We start from the raw sequence: 17,726 nt of genomic DNA on the forward strand, positions 1-17,726 counted from the left end.
GGAGGTGCGAGAAACAGGACGGGACGGTTCTCGTGCGGCGCGCTACAGGTACGTCGCCGCGGTGACGCAGAGGCCGCCGAGGGCCACGCACCACACGTACGGCAGCGTGCGCGCCATGACCGCCTGGGGGCTGACGCCCGAGTACTGGGCGGCCCAGACGGTCTGGGTGCTCGTGGGGTCCGCGACCCCGAACACCTGGTTGTAGGAGGTGGTCAGGCCGAGGACCGCCACCGCCGGGTAGATCCCCGCGGCGATCAGCACCCCGGCAATGCCCGCGCCGAGCCCGTACACGTTCAGCGGCCCCCGGTACAGGCACAGCGGCACCAGGACCGTGAACACGATCACGAACAGCACCGGGTTGCCCGGGCTGACCGCCTTCACCAGCGGCTCCAACGCGTCGATGGAACCGGGCAGTTGCACCGCCGCCAGCAGGATGCCGATCGCCACGAACAGCACCATCGGCGGCGCCGCCACCTCGAAGGCGGAGTACAGCGTCCGCAGCATCCGCCGCGCCATGTCGCGGGGCCCCGTGGTGGTCAGCACCCCGAAGAGCACCCCGGCGAGCAGCGACGGAATGATCGCCAGCTCGAAGCCGAGCGCGAGCACCAGCGGCACCACCGGTGTGAACAGCGCGTACCACGGCGCGTCCCCGAGCCTGCGCGACCGCTTGGCCGGGGCGTCGAGCGACCGCAGCGACCAGGCGTGCTCCACGCCCCGGCGGCGGGTCTCCACCACGACGAACGCGATCGCGAAGAACGCCGCGAACGGGAACAGCTTGATCATGAAGTCGCGCACGGTGTCCACGGGCAGGTGCAGCGCGGTCGAGAAGAACTGCCACACCGGCAGCTCGAACGGCATCCCGGCGGCGATCCCCATCAGGATCGTGCCGCCCGCCGTCACCTTCGGCACCCCCACCGCGATCATCGCCGGGATACCGATGATGCCCGCGAGCATCGCCGCGGGCGCGGACCCGGTCACGGTGCCGACCAGCGCGGACACCACCAGCACCCCGAGCGCGACCACCGTCGGCCGGTCGCCGCCGAACTCCACGATCTTGCGGACCAGCGTCCCCGCGATCCCGGTGTCCTCCAGCAGCCTGCCGAGCCAGGAGCCGAGCAGCACCGCGATCATCGTGGACGCCAGGGCCACGGAACCGTCCTGGAGGACGGTGTCCATCAGACTGTTCTTGCCGGTGAAGGGCGCCCCCACCACCAGCGCGACCACGACGGCGAGCAGCACCAGCGCGAAGGCGGTAGGCAGTTTGCGGGTGAGCATCGCCGCGACGGCGGCGAGCATCAGCAGCAGGATCACGATTCCCATCGGGGACCTCGGCTCTTCTCACTCGTGGGCCCCTGGAGGCCGGTCATGGCGACGGCGCGGGCCAGCGCCGCGGTCAGCAGCAGCGGACCGCGTTCGAGCCCCTGGAGCCGCTGGGCGTAGGCGTGCGCGGCGACCTCGTCCGCGCCCGCCACATGCCCGAGGACCCTCAGCCGCCCGGCGCTGAACACCCGGTGCCCCAGCGCCTCCTTCAGCCCGCGGCGCACCGCGGGCTCGTGCAGCAGCCGGTGCGCGCACTCGTGCGCCACCGCCGCCGCGCGCACGGAACCCGGCGGGAAGAGGCGCTCCCAGCCGAGCAGCGCCGTCAACTCCCCGGCGAGCGCCAGGGTGTCGGCGTACAGCACGACCGTGGGACGCGGCCGGGACACGAAGCGGGCCAGCAGCAGCCGGGAGTCGGCGAGCCCGCCGCCCCGCTCCTCGACACGCGCCGGGCCGACGGCCGCCCCCCGCTCCTCGGCGAGCCCCGCCCCGAACGCGGCCGCGGCCCCCGCCCACCCGCGCAGCAGCTCCGTCTCGCGCCCCTCGTTGGTCGGCGCCGCCGCAAGCAGCCGCACCGCGAGACCGGTGTCGTCGCCCGCCAGCAGCTCGTCCCCGTACGCCCGCAGCGCCCGCGCCCGCGCGACCGGCAGCCGGGCGAGTCGCCCCGCCGTCACCGCGGCCGCGCTCACGACCGTGCCTCCACCACGGCCACCAGCGGCTCCTTCGGGGAGCGCGAGCGCAGTTCGCTGCGGGCCAGCGCCAACAGCGGAGCCTCGTCGAGCACCCCGGACAGGTCCGCGATGCGCGAGCCGAACAGCAGCCGCACCGCGGGCGCCCGCACCCCGCCGTCGCCGTAGCTCGTGGTCTCCGTGACCACCCGCGACAGCACCTCGGGCGCCTCGCCGACCGTGGTCGCCACCACCCGCGCGTCCCGCGCGTGCAGCCGCACCACCCCGTCGGCGTCGACCACCCGTACCGGGTGCCGGCTCGCGCCGAAGCGCCGCCTCGACTCCGTCCCGTACACGGTGTGCGCGGGCGTCGACGCCAGCACCTCCACCGCGTCGGGGCGTGCCTTCAGGCTCTGCGCCGCCGCCGCGAGGCGCTCCGCGTCGTCCGCGCGGTGCCCGCGGTCCTGGGTGCGCAGCTCGGTGGCGCCGGTGGCGACCGCGCGCACCGTGTTGGTCTGCGGGTCCACCGTCACCTCCACCTCGACCGCGTCGGGCGCGGCGCCCTGCGCGACGACCGCGTGCTCCGCCTCGTCGCGCACCGCGAGGATCTGCTCCTGGGAGGCGCCCGGGATGATCCGCTCGATCTGCTCGCGCACCAGCGCGAGCGCCACCCCGATCGGGCTCACCACCTCGCTGTTGCGGGCGATACGCCCGGTGAAACCGGTGACCGCGGCCAGGTGCGGCGTCACCGAAGCGGCCCCGCCGCCGCCCCCGACCAGCACCACCGCGTCCTTGTCGAGCCGGTAGTCGCGCACCATGGCCCGCACCGTCGACTCCACCTCCCGGGCCCCGGCGTCCAGCACCGCGGCCGCCGCGCCCGCCACGTCCGTGCCCAGCGCCGCCGCGAGCGGTGCGAGCGCGAGCCGCGCCGCCTCGGCGGCACCGCGCGCGAAGTCGCCCTCGGGCACCCGGCCGAGCGCGTTCGCCGCACACGTCATCGTGATCGCGAAGCGCCCGCCCGCGGCGTCCAGCACCGCGTAGTCGTCCGGGTCGCCCTCCATCGGGCGCACCGTCGCGAGACGCGCGTCCCGCAGCTCCGCCACCCCCGCGAAGCACGCGTACGGCAGCCCGGCGATGTGCGCGCTGCGCGGCCCCGCCGACACCACCTTCCCGTCCGCCACCCGCACCATGGAGCCGCCGCCCACGCCCACCGTGCGCACATCGAGCGCCGGGAGGTACGACCCCTTGCCGAGGATGGTGGCGTGCCGCACCGCGACCTTGCCGCGGTGGATGACGCTGATGTCGGTCGAGGTGCCCCCGGTCTCCAGGAACACGCCCTCGCTGACCCGCTCCTGCATCAGCGCGCCCGCGACCCCGGCCGCGGGGCCCGAGAGCACCGTCAGCAGCGGCCTCCTGCGCATCTCGTCGAGCGACATCACACCGCCGTCGCAGCGCATCACCATCAGCGGCGCGGTCACCCCCGCCTTCGCGATGCTCGCGTCCACGAGGTCGGCGGTGCTCAGCATCCGCGGCAGGATCGCCGCGTTCACCACGGCGGTACGTGTCCGCTTCCGCAGCCCGTACAGCGAGGTGATCTCGTGCGCCGCCGTCATCGGCAGCCCGTAGGGCCGCGCCGTGTCCAGCACCGCGCTCTCGCCCTCCGGGTCGTCCACGCTGAACGGCTCGCTCGCCACCAGCACCTCGGCCCCCGCGCCGCGCACCTCCTCCACGGCCGCCCGCACCGCGTCCGCGTCCAGCGGCTCCGCGATGTGCGCGTAGTGCAGCGGAAGCCGCTTGCCCGCGGTCAGTTCGAGCCTGGCGAGCGACGCGAGCCGCTTCGTGACCGCGGCGCCGGGGCCGCGGCCGATGCCCAGCAGCCCCACGGGCGCCACGTCGCCCTCCAGCAGGGCGTTGGTAGCCTGAGTGGTGCCGTGGGCCAGGAACGCGACATCCCCGGGCGCGCTGCCGGTCTCCTCCAGGAGCCGGTCGAGCGCCTCCACGATGCCGTGTGCGACGCCGTCCAGGTGCCGGTGGCTCGTGGGCACCTTGACCTGCCCGACGAGTTCCAGCGTCGTGGCGTCGACGGCCACGGCGTCGGTGAAGGTTCCGCCCACGTCGATACCGACGCGGATGCGGCGAGTGGTCATCTTGGGACACCTCCTCGTGTCGTGTCGGTGGCGCGGGCGGCGGCCGGGCGGAACAGCTCCACCTGTTCCGTCCGGCACTCGCGCCGCCCGCCCCTGCCGCGGCCCTCAGTAGCCGCGGACGTCGGGCCAGTGCCGCTGCACCCCGGCCCGGTCGAGCACCCGTGCGAACTCGTCGTAGCGCTCCGGCTTCTCCCGCACCTCGTGCGGCCACACCCCGTCCGCGAGGCAGTGCGCGGCGAGCGCGCCCGCCGCCTCGCCGATGTTCCACTCCACCGGGTGCAGCCGGTAACAGCCGTTGGTGAGGTGGGTGGTGCCGATGTTCTTGCCGGCCGGCAGCAGGTTGCGCACCCGGCGTGGCAGCAGCGCCCCCAGCGGGATCTCGAAGGGCACGGAGCCGATGTCGACGTAGTTGTCGCCGCCGGTCGAGGGGTGCAGGTCGATGCGGTAGCCGCCGACCCCCACCGAGTCCCGGTGCCTGGTGCCGCCGTAGGGCCCCACCAGGTCGATCGCCACGTCGTGCTCGGTGACCGTGGTGACCGCCTTGATACGGCGCGCCTCGCGCACGTACGCCGACTTGGCCAGCCCGTCGGGCGTCCCCGTCACATCGGGCCGCGGCAGCAGCCCGGGGAAACCGGTCCCGCCGTCGGGCCGCGGCGCCTCCGTCTGGAGCCAGTACAGCACCGACAGCGTCAACTCCCGTGCCTCCGCGAGCGCCTGACGCGCCGTCTGCTCGCCGTCGCCGATGAGGGGCTTGAGCCAGTAGTCGTTCAGCGGCCAGTTCACCAGCGTGACATCGGAGCCGAACGCGCCCTCCCGGTGCAGCTTGCGCGCCAGGATGCGCCGGAAGCCCCACAGCTCCTTGTCGCCCGCGTCCGCGCTCTGGTCGGCGGCCACGGCCAGCGGGTCCTCCCGCGGGTTCGGCACGAACGTGCGCGGCACCGGCTCCAGCGTCCGCGGGTCGGGCGCGAGGAACCCGAGCAGCGGGCCAGGCCAGAAGCCGGGGCGGTACGAGCGCCAGAAGTCGTACGACGCCGGGCGCTCCACGGTGTGGTCCTCGCCCTCGTGGTGGGAGAGCGCGAGGCACACCGTGAAGCCCTGCTGGTTCAGCGGCTGCGCGGTGTCGGGGGCGTGCGGCTCGTCGAACTCGTCGCGGCCCTCCGCGCCCACCGTGTGCTCCACCCCGGCCAGTTCGAGCAGTTCGCCGGTCTCGGTGGCGTCCACGACGAACGGCGCCGCCACCGTGTGCCGCTCGCCGTCGCGCACATCCTGGAGCGTCACCGCGCGCACCAAGTCGCCCTCGGTGTCGGCGGCGACCGCCCTGACCTCGGTGAGCACCGTCAGCAGCCCCGCGGAGCGGTACGGCGTCAGCATCCCCTCAAGCACCGCCAGCGCCACCCGCGGCTCGTGGCACAGCTTGCTGACCCGCCCGCCGCCCGGGTTCAGGTACGGCGCCGTGAGCGCTTCCGCACGCATCGGGTACCACCTGCGGTAGTGCTCCCTGATGCCCTCGCGCAGCGCGCGGTACGAGGCGGTGGTGCCGAACTGCTCGACCCAGGGGTGCTCGTCGGGCGGCACCGCCTGCGCGGTGAGCTGGCCGCCGATCCAGTCGGTCTCCTCGGTGAGCACCGCGCGGCGGCCCGCGCGGCAGGCGGCCAGTGCCGCGGCCACTCCGCCGAGCCCGCCGCCCACGATGAGCACCTCGGTCGCTGCGGGTGCGGTGATCGGTATCGGCATGTGCGGTTCTCCTTCTGTGCTGCGGCGGTGCCGGTGGTGCTGTTCCGGTCGGTACGTGGCCGGTGTCAGTGCGGGGTTCCAGGCGGTGGCCCCGAGGTCAGCCCGGGGCGGAACGCGCATCCGACGAGGCGCTCGCCCGCCGCACGCCCCGACAGCAGGGCGATCAGCAGCCGCACGGCGGCGGCGCCCAACTCGGCGCGCGGGGTGTCGAAGCCGGTGGGCTCGGGGGCGCCCGCCAGATCGGAGGGCGGGGAGCCGAGCAGCGCCAGCGACAGGTCACCGGGCGCGGCGAGGCCCGCCTCGGCCACCGCCGCGCTCAGCGCCCGCCACGCGGTGCCCGGGTCGGTCTCCTCCGCGACGAAGGCGGTGACGCCCTCGGCGAGCCTGGCCCGCAGCCAGTCGGCCGTGATGGCGCCCCCGGCCCCGGGCGCCGCCGGGACACGTACCACCGAGTCGCCGTCCCCGCCCAGGCCCTCGGCGGCCAGCGCGGCGAGGAAGCCGCGCTCCCGGTCGGTCGAGGCGGGCGCGTCGTCGTCCTCCCTGATCAGCATGATCCTGCGGTGCCCGAGCCCCACCAGGTGCCGCACGACCTCCGCGGATGCGGCCACGTAGTCGGCGCCGACCCAGACCAGGCCCTCCAGCTCGTCCCTGCGCCCGATGTGCACCAGCGGGAACCCGTCGTCGACCAGCCGCCGCAGGTCCTCGGCCGGCACGTGCCGCCCCAGGAACAGGCAGCCGTCGGCCAGCCGCACCCGGTCGAGCGAGCCAGGACGGTCCGCCCCCGCGCCGCCGGAGCTGGAACCGGTGAACAGCACCAGGTCGAAGCCCTCCTCCGCGGCCTGCTGCTCCACCCCCACAAGGAACGGGTAGTACGAGTGCTCGACGGCGGTGGGGAAGGTCGCGGTGAAGCTGAAGACCCCGAGCAGGTTGTTGCTCGACGTGGCGAGGCTGCGCGCCGCAGGGTCGGGCACGTAGCCCAGCTCGCGCGCCGCGTCGAGTACCCGCCGCCGGGTGGCCTCCTGGAGGACGATGCCCTGCTTGTTCCCGCCGAGCACCAGCGACACGGTCGTCTGCGACACCCCGGCGAGCCGGGCGACCTCGGCCTGCCGCGGCCGCCCGGGGCGCGCCCCGCCCGAACCTTTTCGCGCCATGCCACTCCCGTCGCCTCATGATCGAACCAGGGGACTAATACGTATTAGCTGATGCTGTGACTCCGCGAAGGCTGAGCTAATGCGGATTAGCGACGACTGTGGACCCGGAGGGGCGCCCCCGTCAAGAGGTGTGACGGCCATGCCCCGAGTCCGGCGAACGAGCGGGCCCCGATGTCACAGGCGGGTGTTAGCGTCCTGCGCATGACCCCAGAAGAGCTGGCGAACCTCGCGCACCTGCGCCGGGCCAGGGACCTGATCGACCGGGAGTTCGCCCGCCCGCTCGACGTGCCGACCATGGCCGGGCGGGCCCTGATGTCGCCCGCTCACTTCTCCCGCCGCTTCCGCGCCGCCTATGGCGAGACGCCGTACGGCTATCTGATGACGCGCCGTATCGAGCGCGCGATGGCGCTGTTGCGCGCCGGGGTGAGCGTGACCGACGCCTGTATGCGGGTGGGGTGTACGTCGCTCGGCTCTTTCAGCTCGCGCTTCACCGAGGTGGTCGGTGAGACCCCGAGCGCCTACCGGGCGCGGGAGCACAGCGCGGTGCGCGCGATGCCCGCCTGCGTGGCGAAGGTGACCACCCGCCCGAGCAGGCACGGGGCGCGCAGGATCGAAGAAGCGCCCGGAGGGGCCGCGGCCTAGCGTTGTCCGTATGAGCATCGCACTCCAGTACAGCCACATCACCGTCAACGACCCGGACGAGGCGCTCGGCTTCTACCGCGACGCGCTCGGCCTCGAAGTACGCAACGACGTCGCCTCGGGCGGCTTCCGCTGGGTCACCCTCGGCAGCCCCGACCAGCCGGGCCTTGAGATCGTCCTCTCGGAGCCCCACGCGGGCCGCTCCCAGGCCGACGGCGACACCCTCCAGGAGCTGCTGACCAAGGGCGTCCTGCCGAACATCGTCTTCAGCGTCGACGACGTCGACGCCGCCTTCGAGAAGGTACGGGCCTCGGGCGCCGAGGTGCTCCAGGAGCCGATGGACCAGCCCTGGGGCCCCCGCGACTGCGCCTTCCGCGACCCGTCGGGCAACCAGGTGCGCATGGCCAAGTCGCGCCCGGCCTGACGCCCCAGCCGCGCCCCGGCAGGCCGACTCCGCCACGGCACACCCGGCCCGACTCCGTCCCGGCACGCCGGGGCCCGGCGGCGACCCGCCACGCCCGCCCGCCGGGCCGCACCACCGCGCGGGCGCCCTCCGCACCGGCGCCCGCGCGCTCGCTCCCGCCGCGACCGCGCCCCCTCCCGGCCACGACCGCGGCGGCCTACGATCGCGGCCATGGTCAAGGGCGTGATGTTCGACTTCTCCGGAACCCTGCTGCGCGTCGAGTCGACCGAGGAGTGGCTGCGCGCGGCAGCGCCGGACGCGGCGGGGGACGGCGCCGCGTTCGCCGGCCTGGTGCGGCGCCTGGCGGAGTACGGGGCGCTGCCAGGCGGACCGCCGCCGCGGCGGGTCCCGGACCGTCTCAGGCGGCTCTGGGACGAGCGGGACCTGAGCGCCGACGGGCACCGCGCCGCCTTCACCGGACTGATCGCGGAGGCGGGGCTGCCCGCGGAGCAGGCACGGGCCCTCTACGACCGCCATAGGGACCCGGCCGCCTGGCGGCCCTACCCCGACACCGCGCCGACGCTGCGGGAGCTGCGCCGCAGGGGCGTTCCGGTGGCGGTGGTCAGCAACATCGGCTGGGACCTGCGCCCCGTCTTCCGGGCGCACGGGCTCGACGGCCTCGTCGACGCCTATGTCCTCTCCTTCGAACTCGGCGTCCACAAGCCCGACCCGGCCATCTTCCGGGTCGCCTGCGACGCCCTCGGGCTGCCGCCTTCCGAGGTGCTGATGGTCGGCGACAGCCCGTCCGCGGACGCCGGGGCCGCGGCGCTCGGCTGCCCGGTGCACCTCGTCGGCCATCTGCCGGCCGACGAGCGCCCCGCGGCCCTCGCGCCCGTCCTCGACCTGCTCGACGGGGAGGACGCCGCCTGACCCGGCGCCCCGCCCGGCAGCAGCGGTCAGCCCGCCGCGGCCAGCCGCCACAGGGACGTGGTCTCGGCGGCCCGAGCGGTGTGCAGCGGGTCGGCCGCGTCCCGTGACCCGGGGTGCCGCGGCCTGGTGCCGAGCCTGTCCACCACCCGCAGCCCCCCGGACCCGATCGCGTCCGGCAACTCCCGCCGGGTCCGCAGGCCGAGATGTTCGGCGAGGTCGGAGGGGACGAGCCAGCCCTCGCCGCCGGGCCGCAGCCGGGCGCGGAGCCCGGTGAGGAAGCCGTGGAGCATCGCACCGTCCGTGTCGTAGACGCCCCGCTCGACGGGGGTGGCGGCGCGGGCGGGAAGCCAGGGCGGGTTGCACACGACGAGGTCGGCGCGGCCCTCGGGGAACAGGCAGGGGCCGACCACGTCGATACGGCCGTGCGGCGCGAGCCTGCGGGCGTTCTCCCCGGCACACGCCAGGGCACGCGTGCTGATGTCGGTGGCCACCACACGCCCGGCCCCCCGCGCGGCCAGCACCAGCGCCACGACACCGGTGCCCGTGCCGAGGTCGAACGCGCTGCCCGCCGCGCCGGGGCGCCGCAGTGCCCGAGGCGGCGGCGCGCGGGCGACCAGGTCGACGTACTCGCCCTGACCGGCGCGAACACCCCGTAGTGCGGATGGATACGGGCGCCGAGCACCGGTACCTCCACCCCTCGCAGCCGCCACTGATGGGTGCCGACCACCCTGAGCAGCTCCCTGAGGGAGACCACCATGGGCCCGTCGGGCGGGCCGTAGGCGCCCCGGCATGCCTCGCGGACGTCGGGGGCACCGCGCAGCGCGAGCGCGTGGTCGTCCGTCAGCGCCACCAGCAGCCTGCCGAGAACGCGCGCGCGGTGGCCGCGGGCCTCCCGGTGGCGGCGGAAGGCGTCCGCTCCCACACCACGCCCCGCGTACAACCCGTGCCCTGCGCACACACCCCGCGCCCGGCCGTACCCCCTGACCACGGGCCCCGTATGGAGCCCCCCTCGCTCCCATCCCCTCACCCCACGGCCACCTCCACCCCGCCCCCGGTGCCGCGGGGCGGAGCCGGTGGTGGGCCGAACACCCCGGCGCAGACGGCGAGTTCGGCGTCGATCCGGGCGAGCGCGGCCAGCGCCTCGGCGGCCGGGCCCCGCGCCGCCCCGGCCGACGGCACCGCGCCCGGCCGGTACGGTGCCCCGGGCCTGGCGCCGAGCGCCCTCCGTACCGCCGCCGTGTTCGACCGCACGCCCCGCAGCGCCGCCGCCACCGGTGGTTCTGAGGCGGCCGAGGGGTGTGCCGCCGCGAGCCGCGCCAGGGCGGCGACCGGGGCGCCGAGCCGCCCTACGGCGTCCACCGCGTCCGCACGGTGCGGCGCCCCGGGCCGCCACCGGGACCGCAGCGCGCGGTGTGCCCGCAGCGGTCGCGCCACGGCCTCCAGGTCGTCCGCCCGCGCTGCGAGCAGGTCGCGGGCGTGCGCGGGGGAGCGGCCGTCCGCCCAGTCGGCGGCGAGCAGGGCGTCGAGCGCCGCGAGCACGGGCGCGGTGCGCGCCCGCAGCACGTCGCGGGTGCGCAGCGGCAGTACGAGGCAGGACGCCGCCATACCGAGCGCGGCGCCGGTGGTGATGGCCGCGAGCCGGGTCGCCAGCACATCCGCGGCGTCCTGCCCGAGCCAGCCGTACAGCAGGGACAGCATGGCGGTCGCGCCGCCCGCCCAGTACGCGTAGCTCACGGAGCGCAGCCAGGTGGCGAGGGCCATCACCACGAAGATCAGCACCACCGGCGCGGACTCCCCGGGGCCGAAGGGCGCGGCGAGCGGCAGCGCGAGCAGCGTGCCCGCGGCGGCGCCCACCGCCCGCTCCACCCCCTTCAGCACCACGTCGCCGCGGCCCCGCGCGCCGCTGCACACGATGAACGCGGTGAGCACCACCCAGTTCCAGTGCCCGGGCCACAGCGCGCGGCCCACCACGAACGCGGCCGTGAGCGCCAACGCCATGTGCAGCGCGAGCCGGTCGGCGGGCGCCACCCGCCGCCCCGCGCGCCGCGCCGGGGCCGCCGCCAGCGCCGCCGTGCCGGTGCGCCGCAGGAGGCCGACGCGCTCGGCGAGCCGGGGCAGCAGCGTGCCCCAGCAGCACGCGACGAGGCCCGCGACCCCCGCCCACAGCGCCCGCCCGGCGCCTGGGCCCGGGTCCACCACGAGCGAGGAGACGAGCGGCACCACCGTGAGGGTGCCCACCCGCGCCGCCGCGGGCCCGAACTGTCTGACCGCCACCGAGCCCGCCGCGACCAGCACGAACAGGACGTCGCCCAGACCGGTGCCGGAGTGCAGGGTGCGGCCGATGCCCGCCGCGCAGACAGCGGCGAGCGGCAGGGTGACAAGTGCCACGGCGAGCCCGCCGCGGTGCCGGCGCTGCAATACCCGGCTCGACGGCACCGCCAGCACCACCGCCGCGATCACCGTCTCCACGGTGAGCCCCGCAAGCCGCTCAAGCAGCAGCGCACAGCCGTACGACGCCAGCACCGACGCCATGGTCACCACCGCCGCGCGCAGCCCCTCCCACCCGGGGTCCACCTCGGACACCCTCCGCAGAACACGAGCCAAAACAGTACGCATCCCATTACCATCCCGGGTGTGAAGTTCCTGGAAATACGGCTTCTCCAGGCATCATCGCTCGCGATGATAGTAAGAGTTAACGTAGCAATGGGGAAGATGGGAAAATGCCCGGGCACGGCAGGGAAGGCGAGGGAGGGCGGAGGAGGTGGTCATGGCGGCCGGACGGGGCGACGTACCGCGGCGGCGGGCTCCCGCCCGGGGTGACGGTGACGAACTCGCCGTGGAGGCCGCGCGGTTGCGGCACGCGGTGATGCGGCTCGGGCGGCGGCTGCGCGCCGAGCGCTCGGCCGAGGCGCTGAGCGCCAACAAGCTGTCCGTGCTCGGGCACCTGTGGCGCGGCGGCCCGATGTCGGCGGGGGCGCTGGCCGCCGCCGATCACCAGCAACCGCAGTCCCTCACCCGGGTCTTCGCCGAACTGGAGCGCGACGGGCTCGTCTCACGGGTGCGTTCGCGCGAGGACCGGCGGCAGTGGGTGCTCGACCTGACGACGGACGGCCGCGCCGCCCTCACCCGCGACATGGCGGAGCGCGACGCGTGGCTCGCGCGGGCCCTCGCTGGGCTCACCACGGCGGAGCGTCAGGTGGTGGGGGCGGTCGCAGGGCTGCTCGAAGACCTCGCCGACACCGACACCGACACCGACACCGCCGCCGGGGCCGGACGCGACGCGGGGCGGCCGCCCGAAGGCGGCCGCCCCACTGCTTCCTGAGGGCCCGTCAGTTGAAGGTGTCGGGGTCGAGGCCGGTGCGCATGCCCTCGTCCAGGGCGTCGATCGCGGCAAGCTCCGACTCGTCCAGCTCGAAGCCGAAGACGTCGATGTTCTGCCGGATGCGCTCGGGCGTCACCGACTTGGGGATGACCACGTTGCCGATCTGGAGGTGCCAGCGCAGCACCACCTGCGCCGGGGTCACACCGTGCCGCCCGGCGATCCCGGTCACCGTGTCCGCCTTCAGCAGCGCCCCCTGCGCGAGCGGGCTCCACGCCTCCGTCGCGATGCCGTGCGCCCGGTCGTACTCGCGCAACTCCCGCTGCTGGAGCCCCGGGTGCAGCTCGATCTGGTTGACCGCGGGCACGGTGTCCGAGGTCTGCGCGAGCCGGTCGAGATGGGCGGGCTGGAAGTTGGACACGCCGATGGCCCGGGTGCGCCCCTCGGCGAGCAGCTTCTCGAACGCCCGCCAGGTGTCGACGTACTTGTCCCTGGCCGGGGTGGGCCAGTGGATCAGGTAGAGGTCGACGTAGTCCATGCCCAGCTTGTCGAGCGAGGCGTCGAAGGCGGCCAGCGCCTCGTCGTGGCCCTGGTCCGAGTTCCACAGCTTGGTCGTGATGAACAGCTCCTCGCGGGCGATCCCCGACGCCCGCACGGCCTCACCGACGCCGCGCTCGTTGCCGTACAGCGCCGCGGTGTCGATGCTGCGGTAGCCCGCCGCCAGCGCCTCGCTCACGGCCGGGGCGGTCTCGTCGTCGGGCACCTGGAAGACGCCGAAGCCGAGCTGGGGCATCACTACGCCGTTGTTCAGGGTCACGGTGGGGACGGAAGGCACGAGTTCTCCTTGGACGGTGTGGCGCCGCGCGTGGACACGGACGGGAACCGGTCGGCGGCTTCGCCCCGTCCGGCCGCACGAGTGCCCGGGGGCCGGACACTCACACCGCGCGAGCGCGTTACTTTCGAGCACAATAATTGCATGCGCGGGTTAACGGCAAACCGCTGCCATTTCCGGCCGAGGCCGCCGCATGCCTACCGCGCGTCGACCGCCCACCGCCCACCGCGCGCGTCGACCGCGGCTGCCATTCGCCTAAGGCAGCAGAGCAGGTCAGGGCAGCAGGTCAAGCGCCCCCGGCCGCAGCGACTGCTCCGTCCAGATCGTCTTCCCGCGCTGCCCGTAGCGGCTGCCCCACCGGGACGCGCACTGCGCCACGATGTACAGGCCGCGCCCGCCCTCGTCGGTGTCGGTGGCGCGCACCAGGCGCGGCTGGGTGTTGCTCGGGTCGGACACCTCGCAGATCAGCACGGGGCCCCTGATCAGCCGCACCCCCACCGGGCCGCCCGCGTAGCGCACGGCGTTCGTCACCAGCTCGCTGACGATCAGCTCCGTCGGCAGCGTCAGATGCTCCAGGTCCCACCGCTCCAACTGCCGCGTCGCCTCCTCCCGGGCGACCCCCACCGAGCTGGGGTCGGCCGGGAGCTGCCAGTGCGCCGTGTCGGCCGCGGGCACCGTCCTGGTGCGCGCCACCAGCAGCGCCGTGTCGTCCCGCGGCGGGTTGTCGCCGCCGGTGCCGCGCAGCAGTCCGTCGCCGATCTCACCGAGCCCGAGCCCCGTCTCCTGCAGCGACCCGAACCGCTCCCTGACCCGCGTGAGCCCCGTGTCCACCCCCACGCCCCGCGGCCCGAAGAGCCCGTCCGTGAAGAGCGCGAGCACACTGCCGGGCGCGATCTGCCGGGTGACCGACTCGAAGGGCACCCCGCCCACCCCGAGCGGGGGCCCCGGCGGCACGTCGATGAAGGCGGGCTCGGCGCCCGGCTCGGAGATCAGCGGCGGCGGATGCCCCGCGTTCGCCACCGTCAGATTCCGCTGTACCGGGTCGTACACCGCGTACAGGCACGTCGCGCCGAAGGTGTCGGGATGGTCGCCAGGGGAGTCGGCCGCGAGCCGCTGCACCAGGTCGTCGAGGCGGGTCAGCACCTCCGCGGGGTCCAGCTCCAGATCCGCGAGGGTCAGGATCGCGGTGCGCAGCCGCCCCATGGTCGCGGTGGCGGTGAGCCCGTGCCCGATCACGTCGCCGATCACGAGCGCCGCCCGCAGCGACGGCAGCGTGATCACGTCGTACCAGTCCCCGCTGATGTTCGCGCCGCCCGCCGCGGGACGGTACGTCCCCGCCGCCTCAAGCGCCGGGGTGTCCGTCACCGCCCTCGGCAGCAGCCGCCGCTGTAGCGCCACCGCGGCGCGGTGCTCCCGGGTGTAGCGGCGCGCGTTGTCGATGCCGAGCGACGCCCGCGAGCAGATCTCCATCAGCAGCCGCAGCTCGTCGGCCACCGGCTCGGACAGGCCCATGTGCCACAGGGACACCGTCCCGAGGCCCCGGCCGCGCGCCAGCAGCGGTGCCACCGTCACCGAGCTGGCGCGCTCGGGCACGAGCCGCCGCACCAGCGAACCCCCGCCGAGCGCCCGCTCGATCTCCGGGCGCCGCATCGTGACCATCCGGCCCTCCTGGAGCCGCCGCAGCTCCGGGCTGTCGGGCACGGCGGGATACGAGTCGCCCGGCGTCAGCAGGTCCTGCGGCCACTCCCCGCTCGCCGTCGCCACCGCGGCCCGCACCAGGTGCGGCGTTCTGCCGCCGAGCGTCCGCGGCGGCTCGTCCCCGGCGAAGACCGCCTCCGCGAGGTCCACCGTCACCAGGCCGCCGAGCGCCGGCACCAGCACGTCCGCCAGCTCCTGCGCGGTACTGCGCACATCGAGCCGGGAGCCGATGTGCGCCGCCGCCTCGTACAGCAGCGCCAGGTGCTCGCGGTCGCGCTGCTGCTCCGTGGTGTTCGCCGCCTGCACCAGCACGCCCGCGGGCCGGCCCCGCGCGTCCTCAAGCCGGAACGCCGACACCGCGTAGCTCCCGGGCTGCTCTAGCGGGGCGTCCGCGGGCCGCAGCAACTGCCGCCTGGCCTGCGCGGGCTCGCCCGTGCGCAGCACCTCGGTGAGCAGCCTGCGCAGCGCCTTCGCGTCCGGCGCGAACAGCGCCTCGTCCCACTTCGCGCCCGTGCGCACGTCGGGCAGGCTCAGCTCGGCGGCCGGGGCGTTGCCGAGGACCAGCCGCAGGTCCCGGTCGTGCAGCCCCACCCCCACGCGGTCCTGCCGCATCAGCGCCCGCAGCACCGACAGGGCCCGCTCGTCCTCCAGCTCCGCGGCCGCGGAGCGCACCAGCACCACCCGGTACGGCGTCGGCGGCTGCGGCAGCACCGTGAACACCACCGGGAGCCCGCCACGCGCCTCGCCCCTGCCCCGGAACGGCTCCTCCGCGTCCATGGCGGGCGCGGGCGCGTCCCGCGCGGGTACCAGCAGCTCCCACAGCGGGCGGCCCACGGCCTCCCGCCTGCCGGTGCCGAGCAGCCGCTCCGCCGCGTCCGGCCACGACACGACCGTGGCCCCCGCGTCCACCACGACGGCCGCGGCCTCCTCGGGCCCGACGCCCGGGTCGGGGGCGCCCCCGGCACCAGCGGCCATGCTCGCTCCTCGGGTCACTGCGAGTGAAATGGGTAACAGATTCCTTATACCCGTTTCGTTCCCCCGGCAGTCGTGACGGCGGCCCCGCCACCCGCACTCCGCGCACCCGTCGGCGCGGGCGCCGGGGCCGACGGGCGCGCAGGTCACACGCCGGGCGGCCCCGCGTCGGGCACCGTCGCGGCGTAGTGCGCGGCGATCTCGTCGCTTGTCGTCACCCACACCCCGGGGTGGCCGACCACGTACGCGAGCACCTCGTCGAGGTAGCGCCGCCTGAACGCCTGCCCGATGACGAAGGGGTGCAGCACGAGCGGCAGCACCCGGCCGCCGCCCGCCGCGTCCGACTCCGCGTACAACTGGTCGAACTGGTCCTTGACGATCCGCACGTACTCCGGGCCCGACAGGTTCTTCCCGACGAACAGGGTGATGTCGTTGACCTCGATGGCGTACGGCACGCTGAGCATGCCCGGCACGTTCAGCCGGTACGGCTGGTCGTCGTTGGTCCAGTCGAGTACATAGCCGAACCCGAGGTCCGCGAGGATGCGCGGGGTGTGGAACGTCTCCGTGAGCCCGGGGCCCAGCCAGCCGCGCGGCCTGGCCCCGGTCGCCCCGGCGATGGTGTCGACCACCTCCGTGAGGTGCGCGCGCTCCTCGTCCGGTGTCATCCCGGTCTCGAAGCGCGAGTTGTTCCTGCCGTGCGCGAGCCACGCCCAGCCGCGCTCCACCCCGGCCCGCACGATCTGCGGATAGTGGTGCACGACATCGGAGTTGAGCAGCACGCTCGCCCGCACCCCGTGGCGGTCGAGTGCCTCCATGGTCCGCCAGAAGCCCACCCGGGGCCCGTAGTCCCGCCAGCCGTGGTTGAGCGGGTCGGGCGCCAGGGCGCTGGTGCTGTCGGAGATGCTGATGGCCGGCCTGCCGACCTCGAAGTGCTCCACGTTGAGGCCCACGTAGAACGCGACACGGGCGCCGCCCGGCCAGCGCAGCGGGGGCCGCTCGGTGATGGGGCTGTAGTCGAAAAGCTCGTTGTCCATGGCGCTCTCCTGGTAGTTGGGCCGCCACCGGCCCGGTTCCGGCCCGGTTCCGGCTATGGTGAAACCTTCACATTGATGTGAGGGTCAACGCGGGCACCGCCCGTCGGATGTGAGGTGGGTCACATGCGTATCGGGGAGCTGTCGGAGCGCACCGGCACCCCGCGCAGACTGCTGCGCTACTACGAGGAGCAGGGCCTGATCGCCGCCGGCCGCTCGCCCAACGGCTACCGCGACTACGACGAGCGCTTCGCCGACCGCGTCCTGCAGATCAGGGGACTGCTCGACGCGGGCCTGCCCACCCGCATCATCCGGCAGATCCTGCCCTGCCTCGACAAACCGAGGGAGATCTACTTCCCCGACGCCACCCCCGAGATGATCGCCACCCTGGAGCGCGAGCGGGACCGCATGACCGAGCGCATCGCCTGCCTCGTGCACAACAGGGACGCCATCGCGGAGTACCTGGACGCCGTGCTGGCGTACGACCCCGGGACCGGGCCCGGCTCCGACTCAAGTGATCTCGGTTCCGGCTCCGGTGATTCCGGTTCCGGTCCCCAGCCCGGGGGCCTCGCGTCGGCGTCCGTGTCCGGGGTCGCCTGACTGCCACGCGTCCGCCCGATACGGGGTGTGGGGGAGGGAGCCGATGGTCGCGCCCTCAGGACATGGGATGACTCGGGCCGGGTCGTACGGGTGGTCACCGTGGCGCTTCATCGCCACTCCCTCCGACCGGTCCCGTATTGCGTCGTTTTGCGTCGTTTGCGGGGTGATTCCCCCACCGCCCGGACCGGTCGACCCCGGTTCACGTCTTCCCAGACATGGGATGTCGCGTTACGTTGGCACCGAGCCACCCACGACAGCCCACCGACGACAACCCACGAACCGCAG

Annotated in this window: 14 protein-coding genes and 1 pseudogene; 5 read left to right on the forward strand and 10 right to left on the reverse strand. The window is 74.7% G+C overall.

Features of this window, described 5'->3' with window-relative positions; translation table 11 throughout:
* Positions 1-42: 42 nt before the first annotated feature.
* From ACIBIW_RS24570 to ACIBIW_RS24590, 5 genes are all read right to left on the reverse strand, one after another.
* Positions 43-1,320 carry a TRAP transporter large permease subunit gene (locus ACIBIW_RS24570; RefSeq protein WP_399339157.1) on the reverse strand — a complete coding sequence of 426 codons (1,278 nt, stop codon included), beginning with the start codon at positions 1,318-1,320 and terminating at the stop codon, positions 43-45.
* Positions 1,308-2,006, reverse strand: a complete 699-nt coding sequence (locus tag ACIBIW_RS24575) for a hypothetical protein (RefSeq protein ID WP_399339158.1) — start codon at positions 2,004-2,006, stop codon at positions 1,308-1,310. Before ACIBIW_RS24575 ends, ACIBIW_RS24570 begins: the two co-directional genes overlap by 13 nt.
* A complete protein-coding gene (locus ACIBIW_RS24580; RefSeq protein ID WP_399339159.1) occupies positions 2,003-4,132 on the reverse strand; it encodes a hydantoinase/oxoprolinase family protein in 2,130 nt (709 codons plus the stop codon). Before ACIBIW_RS24580 ends, ACIBIW_RS24575 begins: the two co-directional genes overlap by 4 nt.
* Before the next feature lie 105 nt (positions 4,133-4,237).
* A complete protein-coding gene (locus ACIBIW_RS24585; protein ID WP_399339160.1) occupies positions 4,238-5,866 on the reverse strand; it encodes an FAD-dependent oxidoreductase in 1,629 nt (542 codons plus the stop codon).
* 65 nt (positions 5,867-5,931) lie between these two features.
* Positions 5,932-7,017, reverse strand: a complete 1,086-nt coding sequence (locus ACIBIW_RS24590; RefSeq protein WP_399339161.1) for a LacI family DNA-binding transcriptional regulator — start codon at positions 7,015-7,017, stop codon at positions 5,932-5,934.
* Positions 7,018-7,218: 201 nt separating this feature from the next.
* Between ACIBIW_RS24590 and ACIBIW_RS24595 the strand changes: the two genes are divergently transcribed.
* The 3 genes from ACIBIW_RS24595 to ACIBIW_RS24605 all read left to right on the forward strand — a co-directional run bounded on the left by ACIBIW_RS24595 (position 7,219) and on the right by ACIBIW_RS24605 (position 8,989).
* Entirely contained in the window at positions 7,219-7,659 is a 441-nt protein-coding gene (locus ACIBIW_RS24595) for a helix-turn-helix transcriptional regulator (protein WP_399339162.1), read from the forward strand.
* A gap of 10 nt (positions 7,660-7,669) precedes the next feature.
* On the forward strand, positions 7,670-8,080 hold the full coding sequence (locus ACIBIW_RS24600) for a VOC family protein (protein ID WP_399339163.1): 411 nt from the start codon (positions 7,670-7,672) through the stop codon (positions 8,078-8,080).
* A 210-nt stretch (positions 8,081-8,290) separates the two neighbouring features.
* Entirely contained in the window at positions 8,291-8,989 is a 699-nt protein-coding gene (locus ACIBIW_RS24605; RefSeq protein ID WP_399339164.1) for an HAD family hydrolase, read from the forward strand.
* A 26-nt stretch (positions 8,990-9,015) separates the two neighbouring features.
* Here the strand turns inward: ACIBIW_RS24605 and ACIBIW_RS24610 are convergent.
* Both ACIBIW_RS24610 and ACIBIW_RS24615 read right to left on the reverse strand, forming a co-directional pair.
* A pseudogene (locus tag ACIBIW_RS24610) lies at positions 9,016-9,905 on the reverse strand (methyltransferase); the annotation flags it as partial.
* A gap of 107 nt (positions 9,906-10,012) precedes the next feature.
* The gene (locus ACIBIW_RS24615) at positions 10,013-11,572 is read right to left on the reverse strand and encodes an FUSC family protein (RefSeq protein WP_399339165.1); all 1,560 of its coding nucleotides are present in this window, start codon (positions 11,570-11,572) and stop codon (positions 10,013-10,015) included.
* A 184-nt stretch (positions 11,573-11,756) separates the two neighbouring features.
* On the opposite strand from ACIBIW_RS24615, the gene ACIBIW_RS24620 reads away from it, so the two are divergent.
* The gene (locus ACIBIW_RS24620; protein ID WP_399339166.1) at positions 11,757-12,311 is read left to right on the forward strand and encodes a MarR family winged helix-turn-helix transcriptional regulator; all 555 of its coding nucleotides are present in this window, start codon (positions 11,757-11,759) and stop codon (positions 12,309-12,311) included.
* A 7-nt stretch (positions 12,312-12,318) separates the two neighbouring features.
* Here the strand turns inward: ACIBIW_RS24620 and ACIBIW_RS24625 are convergent, their stop codons facing one another.
* The 3 genes from ACIBIW_RS24625 to ACIBIW_RS24635 all read right to left on the reverse strand — a co-directional run bounded on the left by ACIBIW_RS24625 (position 12,319) and on the right by ACIBIW_RS24635 (position 16,844).
* Positions 12,319-13,143 (reverse strand): aldo/keto reductase, encoded by an 825-nt coding sequence (locus tag ACIBIW_RS24625; protein ID WP_399339167.1) that lies wholly within the window; start codon positions 13,141-13,143, stop codon positions 12,319-12,321.
* 270 nt (positions 13,144-13,413) lie between these two features.
* Positions 13,414-15,813: a SpoIIE family protein phosphatase gene (locus ACIBIW_RS24630; RefSeq protein ID WP_399339168.1), complete on the reverse strand. Its 2,400-nt coding sequence runs from the start codon at positions 15,811-15,813 to the stop codon at positions 13,414-13,416.
* A 143-nt stretch (positions 15,814-15,956) separates the two neighbouring features.
* Entirely contained in the window at positions 15,957-16,844 is an 888-nt protein-coding gene (locus tag ACIBIW_RS24635) for a polysaccharide deacetylase family protein (RefSeq protein ID WP_399339169.1), read from the reverse strand.
* Positions 16,845-16,967: 123 nt separating this feature from the next.
* Here ACIBIW_RS24635 and ACIBIW_RS24640 point away from each other — a divergent pair, with 123 nt between their 5' ends.
* Positions 16,968-17,441, forward strand: coding sequence for a MerR family transcriptional regulator (locus ACIBIW_RS24640; protein WP_399339170.1), 474 nt, complete (start codon positions 16,968-16,970; stop codon positions 17,439-17,441).
* Positions 17,442-17,726: the final 285 nt, after the last annotated feature.

Source organism: Streptomyces sp. NPDC050560, from assembly GCF_044457285.1.
Lineage (GTDB): Bacteria > Actinomycetota > Actinomycetes > Streptomycetales > Streptomycetaceae > Streptomyces.

Bases quoted from the DNA above. Each gene is read 5' to 3' on its own strand.
- ACIBIW_RS24590 (WP_399339161.1), bottom strand. From the start codon at position 7,017: ATGGCGCGAAAAGGTTCGGGCGGGGCGCGCCCCGGGCGGCCGCGGCAG.
- ACIBIW_RS24630 (WP_399339168.1), bottom strand. From the start codon at position 15,813: ATGGCCGCTGGTGCCGGGGGCGCCCCCGACCCGGGCGTCGGGCCCGAG.
- ACIBIW_RS24580 (WP_399339159.1), bottom strand. From the start codon at position 4,132: ATGACCACTCGCCGCATCCGCGTCGGTATCGACGTGGGCGGAACCTTC.
- ACIBIW_RS24585 (WP_399339160.1), bottom strand. From the start codon at position 5,866: ATGCCGATACCGATCACCGCACCCGCAGCGACCGAGGTGCTCATCGTG.
- ACIBIW_RS24640 (WP_399339170.1), top strand. From the start codon at position 16,968: ATGCGTATCGGGGAGCTGTCGGAGCGCACCGGCACCCCGCGCAGACTG.
- ACIBIW_RS24605 (WP_399339164.1), top strand. From the start codon at position 8,291: ATGGTCAAGGGCGTGATGTTCGACTTCTCCGGAACCCTGCTGCGCGTC.
- ACIBIW_RS24620 (WP_399339166.1), top strand. From the start codon at position 11,757: ATGGCGGCCGGACGGGGCGACGTACCGCGGCGGCGGGCTCCCGCCCGG.
- ACIBIW_RS24600 (WP_399339163.1), top strand. From the start codon at position 7,670: ATGAGCATCGCACTCCAGTACAGCCACATCACCGTCAACGACCCGGAC.
- ACIBIW_RS24635 (WP_399339169.1), bottom strand. From the start codon at position 16,844: ATGGACAACGAGCTTTTCGACTACAGCCCCATCACCGAGCGGCCCCCG.
- ACIBIW_RS24570 (WP_399339157.1), bottom strand. From the start codon at position 1,320: ATGGGAATCGTGATCCTGCTGCTGATGCTCGCCGCCGTCGCGGCGATG.
- ACIBIW_RS24595 (WP_399339162.1), top strand. From the start codon at position 7,219: ATGACCCCAGAAGAGCTGGCGAACCTCGCGCACCTGCGCCGGGCCAGG.